Here is a 17,068-nt window from a genome sequence, read left to right as displayed (position 1 = left end):
AATCTTTACCCCACTTCTACTGGTAAACTTTTCCCTTTCCCTATACCAATGTTATGATTATTACATTAATAGTAGCTTGGATAGTTTTTATTATTTTGTGGAAATTAATCAAAACTACCATTAAAACCGCCCTGATCTGTGCCGCTATTGTCATGTTATTATATTTTGGCTTCCATATTACTCCTCAAGACATTTGGCATCAAATCAGTCAGTTTATTCAAACCTTTTCCCAAACACCAGCAAAGAAGTAAAACTACCAATTACCAATCAATTACCCAATTTTCCGAGAGCCTGATATCTTTGCTAAAGCATCTTGAAATGTAGGTGGTAACTGACGCATAATTTTACCCTTTTCCCGATCTAAAGCCACTAACGTCACCTGAGCGGTAATATATAAATCCTGGTTATCGGCAGAAACAATAGTATAATCCCAGTTCATACGCACTCCCGTTACTTCGTTCATGCGTGTTTTTACTATGACTGGCATCCCCAATTGCACGGAGCGATGATAACGAATTGACAACTCCACTACGGGCAAATCACAACCTAAAGCCACTAAATCAGCAAATTCAATGCCGATAGAACGTAAACATTCTACCCGCGCTTCTTCCATCCAAGTTAAATAAGTACCGTGCCAAACAATACCAGCATAGTCCGTGTGATGAGGTTGGGCCTTGACGGGATATTCAAACCAATTTTCAAATGCGACATTGGTAATATTCTCAATAGCACTTGTTGGTGGTAATTGGGGTGGGGTCGTTTCTTGAGACATTTTAATAATTTTTTGATCCTTTTTTGAGCAACAGACTACCAAAAATTGATAAAATTTTGTAAATTGGGAAGTTTTCAACTGTATTCCAATTTTACGAGATTGTAAAAACGTTGTATGAAACCTCCATAATTCAGAAAATTTGAGCAATACTGGTACAAGAAGGAAGATAAGCAGAACTTACAAAAATGACGATTCAACCTACTGATAAGACTTTACTGGACTGGACGGGCGATACTTTAGCAATTGGCTTATTTGAAGATGCAGTACAATTAACGGGTGATTTGGCAACTTTAGACCAAAAATTGGCTGGAATCTTCACAGAACTAATTGCTGAAGAAGAATTTACTGGTAAAGTCAATAGTACCATCTTTACGAGGGTAGGCGCAGGTAATTTGGTGCGAAAGGTGATTTTAGTTGGCTTAGGAAAACCAGAGGCACTACAATTAGAAACCCTGCGACGAGTTGCGGCCACAGTTGCACGCACCGCTAAAAAGCAGAAAACTAAAACCCTGGGAATTAGTTTACCACTATGGAGCAATGATCCAGCCGCTACAGCCCAAGCTATTACTGAAGGCATAGAATTAGCACTTTACCAAGATATTCGCTTTAAGTCTGAACCAGAGGATAAAAGCCCCAATATTGAAACTATTGATTTACTGGGTTTAGCAGAACAACAAGCAGCTATTACCCGCGCTGATCAAATTGTTTCTGGAGTCATTTTAGCACGGCAGTTAGTAGCAGCCCCAGCTAATGCAGTGACACCGATTACTATGGCCGAAACTGCTGGGGCGATCGCTCACGAATATGGGTTACAATTAGAAGTTCTAGAACAGGCAGAATGTCAGAAATTAGGTATGGGGGCATTTTTAGGAGTAGCCCAGGCTTCCGAATTACCACCTAAGTTCATTCACCTAATTTATAAGCCAGCTACTACACCCAGACGCAAGTTGGCTATTATTGGTAAGGGTTTAACTTTCGATTCTGGTGGTTTAAATATTAAGGGTGCAGGTAGCGGTATTGAAACCATGAAAATTGATATGGGTGGTGCTGCGGCTACTCTGGGTGCGGCTAAAGTCATTGGACAATTAAAGCCAGATGTGGAAGTTCACTTTATATCAGCCGTCACCGAAAACATGATTAGCGGTAAGGCTATGCACCCTGGAGACATCTTAACCGCCTCAAATGGCAAAACCATCGAAGTGAATAACACCGATGCTGAAGGGCGTTTAACCTTGGCTGATGCCTTGGTATATGCTGATAAATTGGGTGTAGATGCGATCGTTGATTTAGCTACCCTTACAGGTGCTTGTGTGGTGGCCTTGGGTGAGGATATTGCTGGTTTATTTACACCGGACGATGCTATGGCTTCCCAACTTCAAACAGCCGCAGAAACAGCCGGTGAGAAAATTTGGCGTTTACCAATGGAAGATAAATATTTTGATGGGCTGAAATCTGGTATTGCCGATATGAAAAATACAGGACCTCGTTATGGTGGTTCTATTACTGCTGCTTTATTTCTCAAACAGTTTGTTAAGGATACTCCTTGGGCGCATTTAGATATTGCCGGTCCTGTGTGGGCTGATAAGGAAAATGGCTATAACGGTGCAGGGGCGACTGGTTTCGGTGTGAGAACACTGGTTAGCTGGATTTTGAGTTAGTTTACAGCAAGTTCAGTTGAGTCAGGTACACCTTATGCGGGCATCTTGCCCGCACCACAAGAGTTTTATCATTAATATCTGTACTTCATAATACCGAGAACTGCTGTAATTTCACCTCAACAGGGCGGGGTTTCCCCGTCCCATAAATTAGAAAATTGTGAATCAGGGTGTAAATTGTGAGTTTTGATAATGTCTGTAAAATCCTAGCGGAAAAATATCCTCTTGATTTTGCCAACTGGTTGCTACCGGAAACAGTCGAAAAAATCAAAGTCTTAAAAACTGAACTCAGCATTGAACCAATTCGCGCAGATTCCGTTATATTGCTGCAAACAAAAAACAGAATCCTACATCTAGAATTTCAAACTAGAACCAAATCAGAAACTCCCATTCCGTTAAGAATGTTAGATTATTTTGTCAGATTAGTTAGACAATATAATTTACCTGTTACCCAAGTGGTGATTTTCTTGCAGGAAACAACTAATGAAATCGCTTTTACCGAGGCTTATATTGATGAAATGACACATCATCGCTATCGAGTTATCCGAATGTGGGAACAAGATTCAGAGTTGTTTCTCAATAACCCAGCATTACTTCCATTAGCGCCATTAACAAAAACAAATTCCGTACTGGGGTTATTATCCCAGGTTGCCAGAGAAATTGCTAAAATTACAGATGTACCAGCCAGACAGAATACTGCTGCGTACACAGAGATTTTAGCAGGTTTACGGTTTGAGAAAAATCTAATTCGTCAATTATTGAGCGAGGATATTATGCAAGAATCTGTAATTTACCAGGATATTTTGCAAAAGGGTGAACAGAAAGGAGAAAAAATAGGAGAACAGAAAGAAGCTTTTCGTTTTTTAAATCGTCAATTAAATCGGCGGTTTGGGGAAATGGATTCATTTATAGTGGAACGGATTCGTTTATTACCTACTGAACAATTAGAAATATTGGGAGAAGAGTTTTTAGACTTTTCAGGAATATCTGATTTAGTTAATTGGTTAGATACACATATTCCCAGAAGTTTATAGGATTTTTTCCAGATTCTCGATTTTGGTTCATTCCCAGTCTCCAGACTGGGAAAGAGAAACTATCAACTAGAAATTAATGGCTGATTTTGTAAACTTTCATCTTTCAATGTTCGGGGGATAGATACAGCTAGTAAAAGCATATTACCTGCCATATAAGAGAGTAAAGTAGACCACAATAAATGATTACTATGAAAATACCAGGCAGCAATTACTAGTGGCATGAAACCTACTACAAAAGATAATAATACTACATTCCGCAAAGTTGCACCTTCTCGTAAACCGATAAAATAACCTTCTAAAACAAAAGTTATACCTGTAACTACGCAAACAGGAAGTAACCAAATCGTATATTGATTAATATCTTGATTAACTTCTGCATGATTAGTTAATAATCCAAATATCTGATCAGGAAATAAAATAGATGTACCAGAAAAACCTAATGCTATGACCAAACTAGTCAGTCTAGCAACTATCAATAAAGGTATCATTTCTTGGGTATTACCTTTACTTTTAAAATTAGCTGTCATAGTTTGCACTGTTAGTCCGACACCATTAATTGTGAACTGACTTAAAAGAGCAATTTGTAACAATAAACCATTTTGTGCTAAGACAGTTGTTCCCATGGTTGCACTTAAATTAGTAAAGATAGAATAGACAGAAACCAATAATATGAAACGGACTAAAATATTACCTTTTAAAGCAACAGTTCCTTGCAAAGCTACCCAATCAAATAATTCTTTAATAGCAGCTGGTACGGTTTGCCAAGGAATAGTAAAAACCATCCAGATTAAGCCGACAATTAAGGCTAAATATTGGCTTAATGCTGTTGCTAAACCTGCTCCTGTACTTGCCCAACCCCATTGAAAAATCATTAAATAATCTAACAATACATTAGAACCATTACCCACAATTGACATTAATAATACTACTAAATTCATTTCTCTGCCTAAAAACCAACCGAATAAAACAAAATTGAGTAGTACAGCTGGTGCAGCCCAAATTCGCGCATAAAAATAATCAACTCCAGCAGATTCGATATCTGAAGAACCACTTAAAATAAAAAAGCCAATTTTTTGTAGAGGATACTGTAATAAAATAATAATTAGACCCAGGAATAAAGCAATTAAACCACTACGTAAACCAGCTAAAATTACTTCCTTATCATCATTTTTGCCTACTGCTTGAGCGGTAATGGCATTAGTGCTAGAACGGAGAAATTTTAATACTCGATAAAGATAATCAAAGAGAATAGTTCCTAAAATTACTCCTGCTAAATACCGAATATCTGTTAAATGTCCTAAAAAAGCAATGTCTACCAAACCAGCTAAAGGAACCATCATGTTACTAAGAACGCTGATACTGGTTAATCGGTAAAATCTGCCTAAGAAGTTGTACTTATTGGGAACTGTAAATATCATCTTTGTTCTTTGGAGTGCGGGTGTAAGGATAGGTGGATTTAATGCCTGCCAATAAACATTTATGCAAATTTATGGCTGTCCATAGGCTAATTCTGTCATCAATGCTAACACGATTGTTAATTAATAACTATTGATAAGATGGCCAAGACCAACTTTAAGCGGGTTGCGCCAGTAGTTGTTGTTGTGTACTTACTGCAGGGAGGACTGGGAGATAAATCTCGTTTTGATGCCATCTAGATTTTGATTCTAGGGTTCTGAACCTGCTTCCCGATAATTTCTGATGGCTTTTTTGAGAATTTTGATTTTTTAAGTATTGCAATCTGATAAAATTTGTAAGGTTTCTATAAGCTCTGAGCAATGGGATCGACTGGTGTAAGAATCGCAATTGACGCAATGGGGGGAGATCATGCACCCGATGAAATCGTCGCTGGCGCACTGCGGGCGCGAGAAGAATTGGGTGTTAAAATATTATTGGTTGGAGATCCCCAACGAATTGAGGCGGTAATACCGCCAAAAACTAATATGGCGGACTTGGAGATTGTTCCTGCTAAGGAAGCGATCGCTATGGATGAAGAGCCTCTCAACGCAGTTAGGCGTAAGCGAGAATCTTCAATTAATATAGCGATGGATTTAGTTAAAAATAAACGGGCAGATGCGGTATTTTCTGCGGGACACTCTGGGGCGGCCATGGCCTCGGCTCTGCTGCGGTTAGGAAGATTACCGGGAATTGACCGTCCGGCTATTGCTACAGTATTCCCCACCATTAAAGCCGGTAAACCAGTAATGATACTGGATGTCGGTGCTAATGTAGACTGTAGACCCAAATTTTTAGAACAGTTTGCTGTGATGGGTTCAATTTACAGTCAGTATGTTTTGGGAACAGAAAACCCGAAAATAGGTTTATTGAATATTGGTGAAGAAGATACCAAGGGTAATGAAGTAGTTTTTCGCGCCCACCAATTGTTAAGGGAAAATACTCAAATTAATTTTACTGGTAATGCGGAAGGACGCGATGTATTATCTGGTGAATTTGATGTGATTGTCTGTGACGGTTTTGTGGGTAATATTTTACTAAAATTTGCCGAAGCAGTCGGAGGTGTAATTCTGCAAATTCTGCGAGAAGAATTACCCCAAGGGCTACATGGTCAAATCGGGACAGCGATTTTAAAACCCAATCTCAAGCGCGTTAAACAGCGCATGGATCACGCTGAACATGGAGGGGCTTTGCTTTTAGGTGTCAGCGGTATTTGTTTTATTGGTCATGGTAGTTCCCAAGCACCATCTATTTTTAGCGCCATTCGCATGGCTAAGGAAGCTGTAGATAATCAGGTGTTAACAAGACTCCAATCCCAATATCAAATTCTGCAAAATGAAAGTAGTTAGTTGGTATTTCTCAACTATGGAAATTATCGCTAACAGCTATTTGTCAATTGTCATCCAATTTTAGATTAGGGATGAAAATCCCTAATTTGATAACTCAAATTGGAATTGTCATTGGTACTCGTTATTAATGCTTACAAACAAGACAATTGACAATTAATAACTGACAATTGACAATTGAGGATATTAAGAAGTGCAAAATTTTTTAGCCAGCGGCATAGCAATTACAGGAAGTGGTTCAGCGGTCCCAGAAACGGTTTTAGATAACCAACAATTAACTCAATTGGTGGAAACATCAGATGAGTGGATTACTTCGAGAACAGGTATCAGCCAGCGACGGTTAGCATTACCTCCTGACTCACTGACATTATTAGCCACCGCTGCGGGTCAACAGGCTATTACAGCGGCAGGAATTACAGCAGCAGACATAGACTTAATTTTGCTGGCCACATCTACCCCTGATGATCTCTTTGGCAGTGCTTGCCGTGTTCAAAGTGAGTTAGGTGCTGTCAAAGCAGTGGCCTTTGACTTAACTGCTGCTTGTTCCGGTTTTGTCTTCGGTTTGGTAACGGCGGCACAATACATCAGAACAGGTGTTTATCAGAATGTACTCTTAATTGGGGCTGATATCCTCTCTCGCTGGGTAGATTGGCAAGATAGACGCAGTTGTGTATTGTTTGGTGATGGGGCTGGAGCAGTGGTATTACAAGCGAATAAAAGCGATCGCTTATTAGGATTTTCCCTGAAAAGCGACGGTTCTCAAAACCAATATCTCAATCTGTCCTATCATGGCTCTAGTGTAGAACTGACAGGGGATATTCATGTATCTACGGGCAAATATCAGCCCATGACCATGAATGGAAAAGAAGTTTACCGCTTTGCTGTCCAAAAAGTTCCAGAAGTGATAGATAAAGCCCTATTTGTAGCTAACCTGAGAGTGGAAAATATAGACTGGCTAATATTACATCAAGCAAATCAAAGAATTATTAACTCTGTTGCTGAACGCTTAAATATGCCTGAGCATAAAGTTATCAGCAATGTTGCTAACTATGGTAACACCTCTGCCGCCTCTATTCCCCTAGCTTTAGATGAAGCGGTGCGAGAGGGAAAAATCAAAACTAATGATATCATTGCTACCTCTGGTTTTGGGGCTGGACTTTCCTGGGGTGCGGCCATTTTCCAATGGGGAAGATAAATAATTGACCATTAACAACCGACAACTGACAAATGACCACTGACAATTGACAAATGACAAATGACAACTGACAATTGACAACTGACAACTGACAACTGACAACTGACCACTGACAACTGACAACTGACCACTGACCACTGACAACTGACAACTGACAACTGACCACTGACAACTGACAACTGACAACTGACAACTGACAACTGACAACTGACAACTGACAACTGACAACTAACAACTGACAACTGACCACTAATTAATAACAAATGACTAAAACTGCATGGGTGTTTCCCGGACAAGGTTCTCAAGCATTGTCCATGGGAGTGGACCTATTAAATCTACCATCTGCCAAAGAAAAATTTATTCAAGCTGAGTCCATTTTGGGCTGGTCTGTGATAGATATCTGTCAAAGCGACATTGACACCTTATCACGGACACTTTATACCCAGCCGAGTTTATATGTCATCGAAAGTATAATTGCTGATATATTGCGAGAAAAAGGGCAGCAACCAGACTTAGTTGCAGGTCACAGTTTAGGGGAATATATCGCCCTTTATGTTGCAGGAGTTTTTGAATGGTCTGCTGGTTTATACTTAGTAAAGCGGCGGGCGGAACTGATGGAAAGTTCTGCTGGCGGGATGATGGCCGCACTGGTAAACTTTAATAGAGAAGAGTTGGAAAAAGTTCTTAGTGAAACACCTAATGTAGTTTTGGCAAATGATAACAGTCCTACTCAAGTCGTAATTTCTGGCACACCTGAAGCTGTACGAGCCGTCACGTCTCAAGTCAAAACCAGAAAGGCTATTCCCTTAAAGGTTTCAGGAGCATTTCATTCCCATTTAATGAAAGCAGCAGCAATGGAATTTCAAGAAGTTTTAGACTCAGTGATTTTTCAGTCAGCAACTGTCCCAGTTTTATCTAATGTTGACCCAATTCCAGCCACAGAAGCAAAAACTTTGAAAGAGCGTCTTTCTCAACAAATGACAGGACCTGTGCGTTGGCGAGAAATTTCTTTGCAATTAGCAGAAAATGGTGTTGAGAAAGTTGTGGAAATTGGTCCTGGTAACGTTTTAACTGGTTTGATTAAACGGACTACTTCTGGGTTAATTTTGGAAAATATTCGTAATGCTGGTGAGTTGCCTATTTAGGTTAAACTCATTAAACATCGTGAGCAGTTAGCGGAATCAGTTCATCATTTATCAGGTGTTGTAAATTGTTTAACCTGATTTCAACCTAATTTGTTCACGTTTGTTAACTGCTGTGACTAAAAAATATTCAAGACAATCTTGAAAAAGTTGACAGACAATTGCGATGTATGCCTAAATTAGAGTAAAAATATAACTATCACCATCCTGATGGGAATAACTTTACGGTTATGAAAAAAGCTCTCTATTGGTTAATGGGTGAAAGAGCAGGAAGAACCATAGTTGGGACTTGGAACTGGTTATGGGGGATGCCTGTAGAGTCCGGTGGTAAAGTGGCTGTAGCGGTTGCTGAAGAATCTCTTGAGTCCATGCAAGAAGCCGTTCAAAAATTGGCTGTAGCAGTTGCGGCTCAAGAAGGTGCTTATAAAAATGCCAAGCGCAAATATGAGGCAAAAATTACCGAGTTTAAGACCTTTGAACAGCAAGCCATGACTGCTCAAAAAGGTGGTAATGAAGACGCAGCGCGAATGGCTATGACTAAGGCTATTCAAACCGAGCAAATCTTGCCCAAACTGGAGGACATGGTTAAACAGGCTGAAATGGCTGTAAAAGCTTCTAAGGATAAACTTAGTCGTGAGCGGATGAAGCTAGAAAGCTACAAGGCTGATATGCAGAATATGAAAGATATGTCAGAGGTGAATGAAGCTTTGGCTATGATTGCTAAAGTCAATAATGAATTTGATATTGGTTCGGCTAAAAGTGACTTTGAAAAAGCTAAGGGTGCTGTTGAACGTCGGAATATGCAGATAGATGCTTTAGCAGAATTATCCGAAAATCCAGCGGAAAGATTGCAAGCAGAAATCGAAAATATGACCTTGGATGATGAAGTTGCTCGTCGTTTGCAAAGGTTACAAGATTCTCAACCCAAACAATTAGCAGAATAACTAAGAAGGAGGGAAAAAGTATGAATACGAGTCGGAAAAGCGGACCACCACCTATTGTTTTTATTTTGCTATTTTTACTGATTTCGGGTGCAGGTTACTGGTGGTTTTTTATGCGTAAACCTACTCCAGTCTCCACTGGTATCGGTGATAATACTACAACAACTACCACACCATTCCCGCCACCCACAACTGTAGCCGGCGGTACTACCGTAAAAATAGACGGTTCTACCAGCATGGTGACAATTAATAAAAATCTCAAAAATGGTTTTGAGAAGCAGTTTCCCGGTACGAAAGTTGAAACCAATGGGAATGGGACGGATCAGGGAATTAAGGATATATTAGCTGGTAAAGTTGATATTGCCGCAGCTTCTAGACCATTGACAGCGCCAGAGCAAAGTCAGGGATTGAAAAGTGTTACCATAACACAAGATGCCATTGCCTTGATGGTCGGTAAAGCAAATCCTTTCAACCAAGGATTAACTAGTAGTCAAGTTGCAGATATATTTCAGGGGAAAATTAATAATTGGTCGGCTGTGGGGGGTCCATCTGTAACTATCCGTGTCATTAATCGCCCGGTAATTAGTGGCACACATCAAATATTTAAGGAATTAGTCCTCAAAGGAGCTAATTTTGGAACTACACCTAATATTACCACACTCCCGCGCGATGCCACAACTCCCCTAATTCAAGCCTTGGGAATTGATGGTATCGGTTACGCTACCTGGAGTCAAGCTGCTAATCAAAAAACGGCGCGGGTCTTATCTATAGATGGGTTAGCTCCAAATGCTGGTAGTTATCCTTACCAGCGATCGCTCTATTATATCTATAAAGACCCTGCTAATGTGGGAGTTAAAGCATTTTTAGGTTATGCAACTTCTCCTCAAGGACAGCAGGTTTTGACATTAGGTAACTAAATAAATTTGAAGTGTATAGCCTGTTCAATATCTGACTTTTGTGGGCTGGTCATCTTACCAGCCTATATATATATTATGTATTATATGTATTATATTATGGGCTAACTGCCTTTAAGCTAAGTAACTTTCCTTAACTGAACTGTTTTTTTATGCACCTACCTTCTTTTCTATGGTTATGGAAAATAGCCGCCTGGTCAATGGGATTATCCTTACTGGCATACTTGTTTTTAGCAATCACTGGTATTTGGATGTTACGGGTTAAAACTACTCTTAAAGTCCCCATGGGGATTATATTACCGTGGCATCGTGGTCAAGTGCTATTGCTCCATTATATCATCGGCATGACTATGGTTAGTCTAGTCTTACTCCTGTTAGCAGTTGGTATTGTGGGTACTTTGGGACATTTTGGTTCTTTAGGACATTCTCCACATTTAGGGGCTGGGTTAATAGTGGTTATACTAGTTTTAGTATCTGCTTTTAGCGCCACTCAAATTAGTACGGGTAAGTCTTGGGCTAGACCTTTACATCTTGGTTGTAATTTGTTATTATTACCCGGCTTTATTTGGGTATCTCTGAGTGGTTGGACGGTGGTACAAAAGTATTTACCTTAACTAGGGCTTGCTGAATAAGTTGTCTATGAGGACAGGTGCTACGCCACGGGGACAGGGAACAGGGAAAAGTTTTAACTGTTTAGAGGAAGATATGATCAGACTAAACTCAAATCTCCTTCCCAATGCTGAAAATGCAGTTGTTGACATTCGTAAATTGCGTGACTACTCTCTTAATCCAAATCATTCTACAGGAAAGGATAAAGCTCGTCTATTTTCATCAATTTTAGGTATGACTGCTGAAAATGCTGAATAATTGCGCCAGATTATTTTGGAACAAGTTAAAATTCAAGAAGCGTGCCTAAATAAAAGTGATCAACATGGACAACGTTACTATGTAGATTTTACTTTAATACGAGAAAATAAAAGTGCAAACATTCGTAGTTGTTGGATTATAGAGCCTGGTTCTGATTTTCCAAGATTAACGAGTTGCTATATTAAATTGTAATATAATGAGGTAATCAAAAATGACTAAAATTACGCCCAAATTACTAGACGTAGTAGCATTAACAGTTGACTTACCTGAATACAACTTACTGCGTGGTCAGGTTGGTACAATAGTGGAATTATTAGCAGATGGTACTGTATTTGAAGTAGAATTTAGTGATAGTAACGGACAAGCTTACGAATTTGTTGCTTTAAATTCAGATCAAATTATGGTTTTACATTTTGAACCAACATCCCCTAATTTAGTACCGGAAATGGTTACAGCATAACTAACTGTAGCAAAGGTAGGTTGGTTTCATTTAGGGAACTCTAACTCTTTATAATATACTTGGTAAGATTTTACTACTACTCCAACCTACCCACGAAAATTTATCAATGTGACAGTTGTGGGTGCGGAATGTGGGTTTAAGTCTGCTGAATAATGTTTATCAGACTGGGATTTAAATAAACCTCTTTTAACTCTTTTACCTAAATATTGCTCATGCTTTTTGATTGGTTCAAAATCCAGAAAACTATATTTTGATGTGTAGCTTTCTGTAGTAATATGATTTTAGGATATCTGCTGAGATTTACAGTTAACTACCTTTTTAACTGCTGAACACCTGTCCACCAAGCTAGTCCAGCCATGAATAATATTCCCATAACTCCCTGTAAAGGATTATTATTCACACCAGTTACCCAATCAGGAACTTGTCCCGAATATTGGGTTAATTGTCCAACATTAATGATATAATAACCCCAAACTAGTCCACCATGTAAACCTATAGGTAAACCTAAACGCCCCCGTTTCCAACGTTTTCCCCACACCTGGGTTAAACCCAACAGCACTAAGGCCGGAAACTGTGGTAAAGTGTGAATAATTGCCTCTAAGGGTTTAATGAAATGGGTAACAGCAAATAAAATTGCATCTATCCAAAGGGCAGTATTTAATTTATAATCTCTTTGTAGTTCATCTAGTAACCAACCCCGAAATAATAATTCTTCTCCAAAACCTACACCAAAACCAACTACTAAACCTTCTAATATTATTTTCCCTAAAAATGCTTTGGGTTGTTGCCATACTAACCAACCTAGCACAGCTTCTAAACCAAATAACACTAAAACACTAATTAATCCTATGGTCAACCCTTGGAATAGTTCTATACCATTAAAGCGTGTAAATTCTAACCCATAACGGCGGAATATTCCTGGCTGTTGATAGACTTTTTTCCCCCAGATATTTAGCAACAAAATAAACTCAACATATAATATCACTATTGTCAAGATACTTTCTAAGTTAGAATCCGGAACTAACCAATAAATTGGTATAGCTAGGGGTAGCCACAACAATAGTAAGGCTACTATAAAGCAAACTAGCCTTACATAAACCGGGTATTGGGTAAGCTGAGTGAGATTAATTTTCATACATTAGTCAATTATCATTAGTCAAAACTATAGGCTATTGACCAATGACCAATGATTATTCATCTGGTTCAATTGTACTAATTAAACCATGGTTTGTGAGTGTTTCACAATAAAATTCCGCGTGTTCTTGAGCGCAACTAATCACCAAAGCTAACCCGTTATGGTGAGCTTCCATCATGATACTAACAGCCTGGGGTTGGCTGATGCTAGTAACGGTAGTCATTAGCACTTTAACTACATACTCCATCGAATTGTAATCATCATTATGAAGCAAAACGCGATATCGAGGCGCAAGCCGGCGGGATGTAGAACGCTTCTCAATAGTTTCGACTGACACGATTTTTTGCTCTTTGATCGTTGATTTACTATAATATAGTTACTGTTGAGCATTAGCTTAACACTTTGGCATTATAACACAAACAAAGCAGCTTGGCCTATGGTCAAAAGAATTCTCTTTTATTTTCCCATACTTTTACTAACAAATGGAGTCCTTGGACTATCCCCAGCTAGGAACTAACTGTACTCTACCAGCGTCCATTTCTGCCATCAGTAATTCTAAGGCTTCATAGTCAACATCAGATATATGACCCAGTTTTGTTAGTTCTGAGTTAATCTCATTTTCTATTTCTGGAGTTAATTTTCTGATATGTAGAGCTTTTTCGACCAAGTGACGAATGACGTATTGAGTTTTCATAAGCAATAAACCAGGTAGTTACTAGTCATTATCTAAGATAATGGTTGGTATAAGATGTGTTTTTGTCTTGACTGTCTCTGTGATTTACATAACCATTTAATCCACAAGATTAGTTATTCAATAACTCTGTTTTTTTGTCAACCTCACGGGTAAAAAATAACTGAAAACTACGGAGAAAGATGGCTGAAACTAGGTCTATTTATCGCTTCAACCTTGGTAACTTCTATACCTACAGATGATTAATCTGCATTCAGAATCTATATGTAGATTGTTTTTTAACTGTTAGAAAAAAAAAGTATATATAAATACATTTTACTACTAAATTATAGCAATCTTTAAATAAGGGTCGTAAAATGGTGAGGATTTAGCAAAGATAGATCAAACTTGTCGCCAATTCCGAAAAAAAATTTATCTTCAAATAGAGAGCAAATTGTCAACAGTGTTCATGAAGATGTAATTATGCTAACAGGTCTATTTGATATCATGTCCGGTTGAACACTTGTCATATCTGTTGAGGCTGGTAATGGGTAATTGGTAATTGGAAAAATATAATACAATAATCAGCTATATCGTCAGTGATTGGGCGGACATGATATGATACCTGATTCAGGAAGCTTGAAGAATACAAAAGAGCATAAAATTTGCTCTAGAGATGAGCTAAAATGCCGCATAGGTGACATAATCGCCCAGGTAGGATACTGATAACACAAGAGTGATCTTTCCTATTTTAGTTATACATTGCTACTTTAATCACTTTCCGCGCTTTCATATCCATAAATACCTGTTCTAAATCCTGTAAAGGTCTTTGTTCACTAATTAGTAAGTCAAAGGAAATTGTCCCACTAGCAATGAGTGATAAGGCGGATTTTACATACTCTGGAGTGTTATGAAATACTCCTTTGATTGTAATTTCACTATAATGGAGTTGTTCCGTATTCAGGGTAATTGTGGTATCCTTTGCACAGCCGCCAAATAGATTGACAGTTGCACCAGGACGGGCGCAGGCGATCGCTTTTTCCCAAACACTGGGTATACCAGTGGCTTCTATAACCACATCTGCGCCCCAGCCATCAGTTAATTCCCTGACTGTGTTAGGAATATCTGTGACTTGATGATAATTAAAAGTCCGGGCTGCACCTAACTTTTTACCTATTTCTAAGCGTTTATCATTACCACCCCACAGAATTATTTCAGTATTTTCAGCTAGGACTGCTACGAACATTAACCCAATCGCGCCATCACCTAAAACTACTACTCGGTCATGGGGTTTGACCTGGGAACGACTGATACCATGCAATACACAGGCCAGAGGTTCAGTCATGGCGGCTAATAGGGAAGGGACTTGGTCGGGTATTTGTAATAGATTATGCTGGACAATGGCGGCAGGTATTTTTATGTACTCCGCAAATGTACCGTTATTCCATGTTAAATTGGGGCATAAAGAATACTCTCGACGTTGACAGAAGAAACATTTCATGCAGGGGGCTGAATTATTTGCTACTACGCGATCTCCCACCCGCCAATTAGTTACTCCAGCACCGATAGCTACAATGCGCCCCGCCCCTTCATGACCAAACAAGGTCGGGGGTGTTAACATTTTAGCATGGCCACCGCGTCGCCATACTTTCAAATCTGTACCACAGGTGGTGGCTGCTTCGACTTGAATTACTACCTCCCCTGCTGCGGGGGTGGGTTCGGGAACTTGTTCTAGACGTAAATCTTCTTGTCCGTAGAGTAATGCTGCTAACAAGGTGGTTAATCTCTAAAATAGAAGTTGGGAAAAGTTGGGAGAAAAGAAAAAGAAAAATTTAAGAACTCAACGCACTTTGAGGTAAAATCTCTTGATTATGGGGTTCTAAATGTGATATTGTATCTGATACAATATTTATATTCAAGACTGGTACTTCTTGTTTACAGGAAAGACAAAACCAATAAACTCCATTGTAACGAACATGACGCAAAACTGAACCACCACAACAGGGACAGGTGTTAACTATAATACTCATACTAAATCCTCCTTTGCAAAAATTACGACAAGTCAGTAGTATTATGGTTGAAATATCTATTTATCTCACCTAGAAACCAGTAAGATTTTCAAAGAATTAGTGATGAAAACTATCAACAAATGCTAAATTAACGGTATTTTATGGTTTTTTCCCAAAAAGATATTTATCAAAACGAAAAATTTATGAAAACATTATTAACCTACAAGTTAGTATAGACTTGGTTCATCTATCGCGGGGATCATATTACAAATACAGCACTTCCCGATGTTATGAGGTACAAGAACCCCACCCCCAACCCCCTCCAATATCAAAAGTTTATCCTTTTCTTCCCCCCGCAGCGGGGGGATTGGGGGGGGTGCGAGGAGGGGGCTTAAGATGTACCTCATAAGAGCGGAAACCCCTGTATAAACTTGGTTCATCTATGGCCAAGATCATCAATAACTAAATTTTTATGGGACAATTACTTTGTCCCTGACTTTTATTTTGCATTTACTTTGATGACTAAATCATGAAAATTGCTACTTGGAATGTTAATTCTGTACGAACACGGTTGGAACAGGTGATCAATTGGTTAAGCGAAAATCCGGTTGATGTTTTATGTTTACAAGAAACTAAGGTTGTAGATCAGGATTTTCCCCGTCTCGATTTTGAAAAATTAGGTTATTATTTATATATATCAGGACAAAAATCTTATCATGGAGTTGCTTTGATTAGTCGTCAATCTTTAACAGATGTTAGTACGGGTTTTACGGCTATTTTACCAGATGTGGATTCGGAATGGGATACACAAAAAAGATTAATTACGGGTGTATTTTCAGGAATCAGAATTGTTAATCTTTATGTTCCTAATGGTTCATCTATAGGTAGCGAAAAGTATGAGTATAAGTTGGGTTGGTTAAAATTACTCAAAGAATATTTACAGGTATTATTATTAACAAGTTCTCCTATTTCTATCTGTGGTGATTTTAATATTGCTTTGGAAAATATAGATATTAATGATAAAGTCAAGATAGATAATCACATTATGGCTTCTCTACCAGAGCGTCAAGCCTTACGAGATATTCTTAGTTTAGGTTTCGCAGATGCTTTTCGTAAATTTAATCATCAAGGAGAAAACTATACTTGGTGGGATTATCGCACTGCTGCATTTAAACGAAACTTGGGTTGGCGTATAGATCATCATTACCTGACACCGGATTTGTATGAACGCGCTCAAAGTTGTATTATTGATGTTGAACCACGAAAGTTAAATCAACCCAGTGACCATACACCAGTTATTGTTGAATTTTGATTTTATCCTATTTAGGGCTTGCTGAAAAAGTTGTCTGTGAGGGGAGGGAATAGGGAACAGGGAACTCTTAACAGGGAATAGTTTTAACTGTCTGAATATCCTCAATTTTCCAAATCCAACAAAGAAAAATGCACTTATTTTGAGACACCATTAGCCAAAACCTA

At 38.7% G+C, this 17,068-nt stretch carries 19 protein-coding genes and 1 pseudogene; 12 read left to right on the top strand and 8 right to left on the bottom strand.

The window, feature by feature from the left end; genetic code table 11:
- Nucleotides 1-53: 53 nt before the first annotated feature.
- A complete protein-coding gene (locus ACIR310F_RS0108030) occupies nucleotides 54-251 on the top strand; it encodes a hypothetical protein (RefSeq protein WP_028083386.1) in 198 nt (65 codons plus the stop codon).
- Between the two features lie 20 nt (nucleotides 252-271).
- Here the strand turns inward: ACIR310F_RS0108030 and ACIR310F_RS0108025 are convergent, their stop codons facing one another.
- Complete coding sequence (locus ACIR310F_RS0108025; RefSeq protein ID WP_028083385.1) at nucleotides 272-772, bottom strand: acyl-CoA thioesterase; 501 nt, start codon at nucleotides 770-772, stop codon at nucleotides 272-274.
- A gap of 185 nt (nucleotides 773-957) precedes the next feature.
- Here ACIR310F_RS0108025 and ACIR310F_RS0108020 point away from each other — a divergent pair, with 185 nt between their 5' ends.
- Entirely contained in the window at nucleotides 958-2,430 is a 1,473-nt protein-coding gene (locus ACIR310F_RS0108020; protein WP_028083384.1) for a leucyl aminopeptidase, read from the top strand.
- A 176-nt stretch (nucleotides 2,431-2,606) separates the two neighbouring features.
- A complete protein-coding gene (locus ACIR310F_RS0108015; RefSeq protein WP_028083383.1) occupies nucleotides 2,607-3,461 on the top strand; it encodes a DUF4351 domain-containing protein in 855 nt (284 codons plus the stop codon).
- Nucleotides 3,462-3,523: 62 nt separating this feature from the next.
- On the opposite strand, the gene gntT is transcribed toward ACIR310F_RS0108015, so the two are convergent.
- A complete protein-coding gene (gene gntT, locus ACIR310F_RS0108010) occupies nucleotides 3,524-4,879 on the bottom strand; it encodes a guanitoxin biosynthesis MATE family efflux transporter GntT (RefSeq protein ID WP_028083382.1) in 1,356 nt (451 codons plus the stop codon).
- 357 nt (nucleotides 4,880-5,236) lie between these two features.
- Here gntT and plsX point away from each other — a divergent pair, with 357 nt between their 5' ends.
- Nucleotides 5,237-6,262 (top strand): phosphate acyltransferase PlsX, encoded by a 1,026-nt coding sequence (gene plsX, locus ACIR310F_RS0108005; protein ID WP_028083381.1) that lies wholly within the window; start codon nucleotides 5,237-5,239, stop codon nucleotides 6,260-6,262.
- Between the two features lie 190 nt (nucleotides 6,263-6,452).
- Nucleotides 6,453-7,454, top strand: coding sequence for a beta-ketoacyl-ACP synthase III (locus ACIR310F_RS0108000; protein ID WP_028083380.1), 1,002 nt, complete (start codon nucleotides 6,453-6,455; stop codon nucleotides 7,452-7,454).
- A gap of 11 nt (nucleotides 7,455-7,465) precedes the next feature.
- Here ACIR310F_RS0108000 and ACIR310F_RS24180 read toward each other — a convergent pair whose 3' ends face one another.
- The gene (locus ACIR310F_RS24180) at nucleotides 7,466-7,717 is read right to left on the bottom strand and encodes a hypothetical protein (RefSeq protein WP_081677563.1); all 252 of its coding nucleotides are present in this window, start codon (nucleotides 7,715-7,717) and stop codon (nucleotides 7,466-7,468) included.
- On the opposite strand from ACIR310F_RS24180, the gene fabD reads away from it, so the two are divergent.
- The 6 genes and pseudogenes from fabD to ACIR310F_RS0107970 all read left to right on the top strand — a co-directional run bounded on the left by fabD (nucleotide 7,718) and on the right by ACIR310F_RS0107970 (nucleotide 11,778).
- Nucleotides 7,718-8,599: an ACP S-malonyltransferase gene (fabD, locus tag ACIR310F_RS0107995; RefSeq protein WP_028083379.1), complete on the top strand. Its 882-nt coding sequence runs from the start codon at nucleotides 7,718-7,720 to the stop codon at nucleotides 8,597-8,599.
- A 227-nt stretch (nucleotides 8,600-8,826) separates the two neighbouring features.
- Nucleotides 8,827-9,540 (top strand): PspA/IM30 family protein, encoded by a 714-nt coding sequence (locus tag ACIR310F_RS0107990; RefSeq protein WP_028083378.1) that lies wholly within the window; start codon nucleotides 8,827-8,829, stop codon nucleotides 9,538-9,540.
- A gap of 20 nt (nucleotides 9,541-9,560) precedes the next feature.
- Complete coding sequence (locus tag ACIR310F_RS0107985; protein ID WP_028083377.1) at nucleotides 9,561-10,454, top strand: phosphate ABC transporter substrate-binding protein; 894 nt, start codon at nucleotides 9,561-9,563, stop codon at nucleotides 10,452-10,454.
- 149 nt (nucleotides 10,455-10,603) lie between these two features.
- Complete coding sequence (locus ACIR310F_RS0107980; protein ID WP_028083376.1) at nucleotides 10,604-11,065, top strand: DUF4079 domain-containing protein; 462 nt, start codon at nucleotides 10,604-10,606, stop codon at nucleotides 11,063-11,065.
- A gap of 25 nt (nucleotides 11,066-11,090) precedes the next feature.
- Nucleotides 11,091-11,510 (top strand): annotated as a pseudogene (locus ACIR310F_RS27465) (DUF6883 domain-containing protein).
- Between the two features lie 19 nt (nucleotides 11,511-11,529).
- Entirely contained in the window at nucleotides 11,530-11,778 is a 249-nt protein-coding gene (locus tag ACIR310F_RS0107970) for a DUF4926 domain-containing protein (RefSeq protein ID WP_028083375.1), read from the top strand.
- 310 nt (nucleotides 11,779-12,088) lie between these two features.
- Here ACIR310F_RS0107970 and ACIR310F_RS0107965 read toward each other — a convergent pair whose 3' ends face one another.
- From ACIR310F_RS0107965 to ACIR310F_RS0107945, 5 genes are all read right to left on the bottom strand, one after another.
- On the bottom strand, nucleotides 12,089-12,913 hold the full coding sequence (locus tag ACIR310F_RS0107965) for a CPBP family intramembrane glutamic endopeptidase (RefSeq protein ID WP_028083374.1): 825 nt from the start codon (nucleotides 12,911-12,913) through the stop codon (nucleotides 12,089-12,091).
- A 55-nt stretch (nucleotides 12,914-12,968) separates the two neighbouring features.
- Nucleotides 12,969-13,250: an ATP-dependent Clp protease adapter ClpS gene (gene clpS, locus ACIR310F_RS0107960; RefSeq protein WP_028083373.1), complete on the bottom strand. Its 282-nt coding sequence runs from the start codon at nucleotides 13,248-13,250 to the stop codon at nucleotides 12,969-12,971.
- A 159-nt stretch (nucleotides 13,251-13,409) separates the two neighbouring features.
- The gene (locus tag ACIR310F_RS0107955; RefSeq protein WP_028083372.1) at nucleotides 13,410-13,607 is read right to left on the bottom strand and encodes a hypothetical protein; all 198 of its coding nucleotides are present in this window, start codon (nucleotides 13,605-13,607) and stop codon (nucleotides 13,410-13,412) included.
- Nucleotides 13,608-14,334: 727 nt separating this feature from the next.
- Nucleotides 14,335-15,357: a zinc-dependent alcohol dehydrogenase gene (locus tag ACIR310F_RS0107950; protein ID WP_028083371.1), complete on the bottom strand. Its 1,023-nt coding sequence runs from the start codon at nucleotides 15,355-15,357 to the stop codon at nucleotides 14,335-14,337.
- Nucleotides 15,358-15,415: 58 nt separating this feature from the next.
- Nucleotides 15,416-15,613 carry a hypothetical protein gene (locus ACIR310F_RS0107945; protein ID WP_028083370.1) on the bottom strand — a complete coding sequence of 66 codons (198 nt, stop codon included), beginning with the start codon at nucleotides 15,611-15,613 and terminating at the stop codon, nucleotides 15,416-15,418.
- A 508-nt stretch (nucleotides 15,614-16,121) separates the two neighbouring features.
- Here ACIR310F_RS0107945 and xth point away from each other — a divergent pair.
- Nucleotides 16,122-16,904: an exodeoxyribonuclease III gene (gene xth / locus ACIR310F_RS0107935; RefSeq protein WP_028083369.1), complete on the top strand. Its 783-nt coding sequence runs from the start codon at nucleotides 16,122-16,124 to the stop codon at nucleotides 16,902-16,904.
- Nucleotides 16,905-17,068 lie beyond the last annotated feature (164 nt).

It is taken from the genome of Dolichospermum circinale AWQC310F, assembly GCF_000426925.1.
GTDB lineage: Bacteria > Cyanobacteriota > Cyanobacteriia > Cyanobacteriales > Nostocaceae > Dolichospermum > Dolichospermum circinale.
This window is presented reverse-complemented; position numbering and strand designations above follow the sequence as displayed.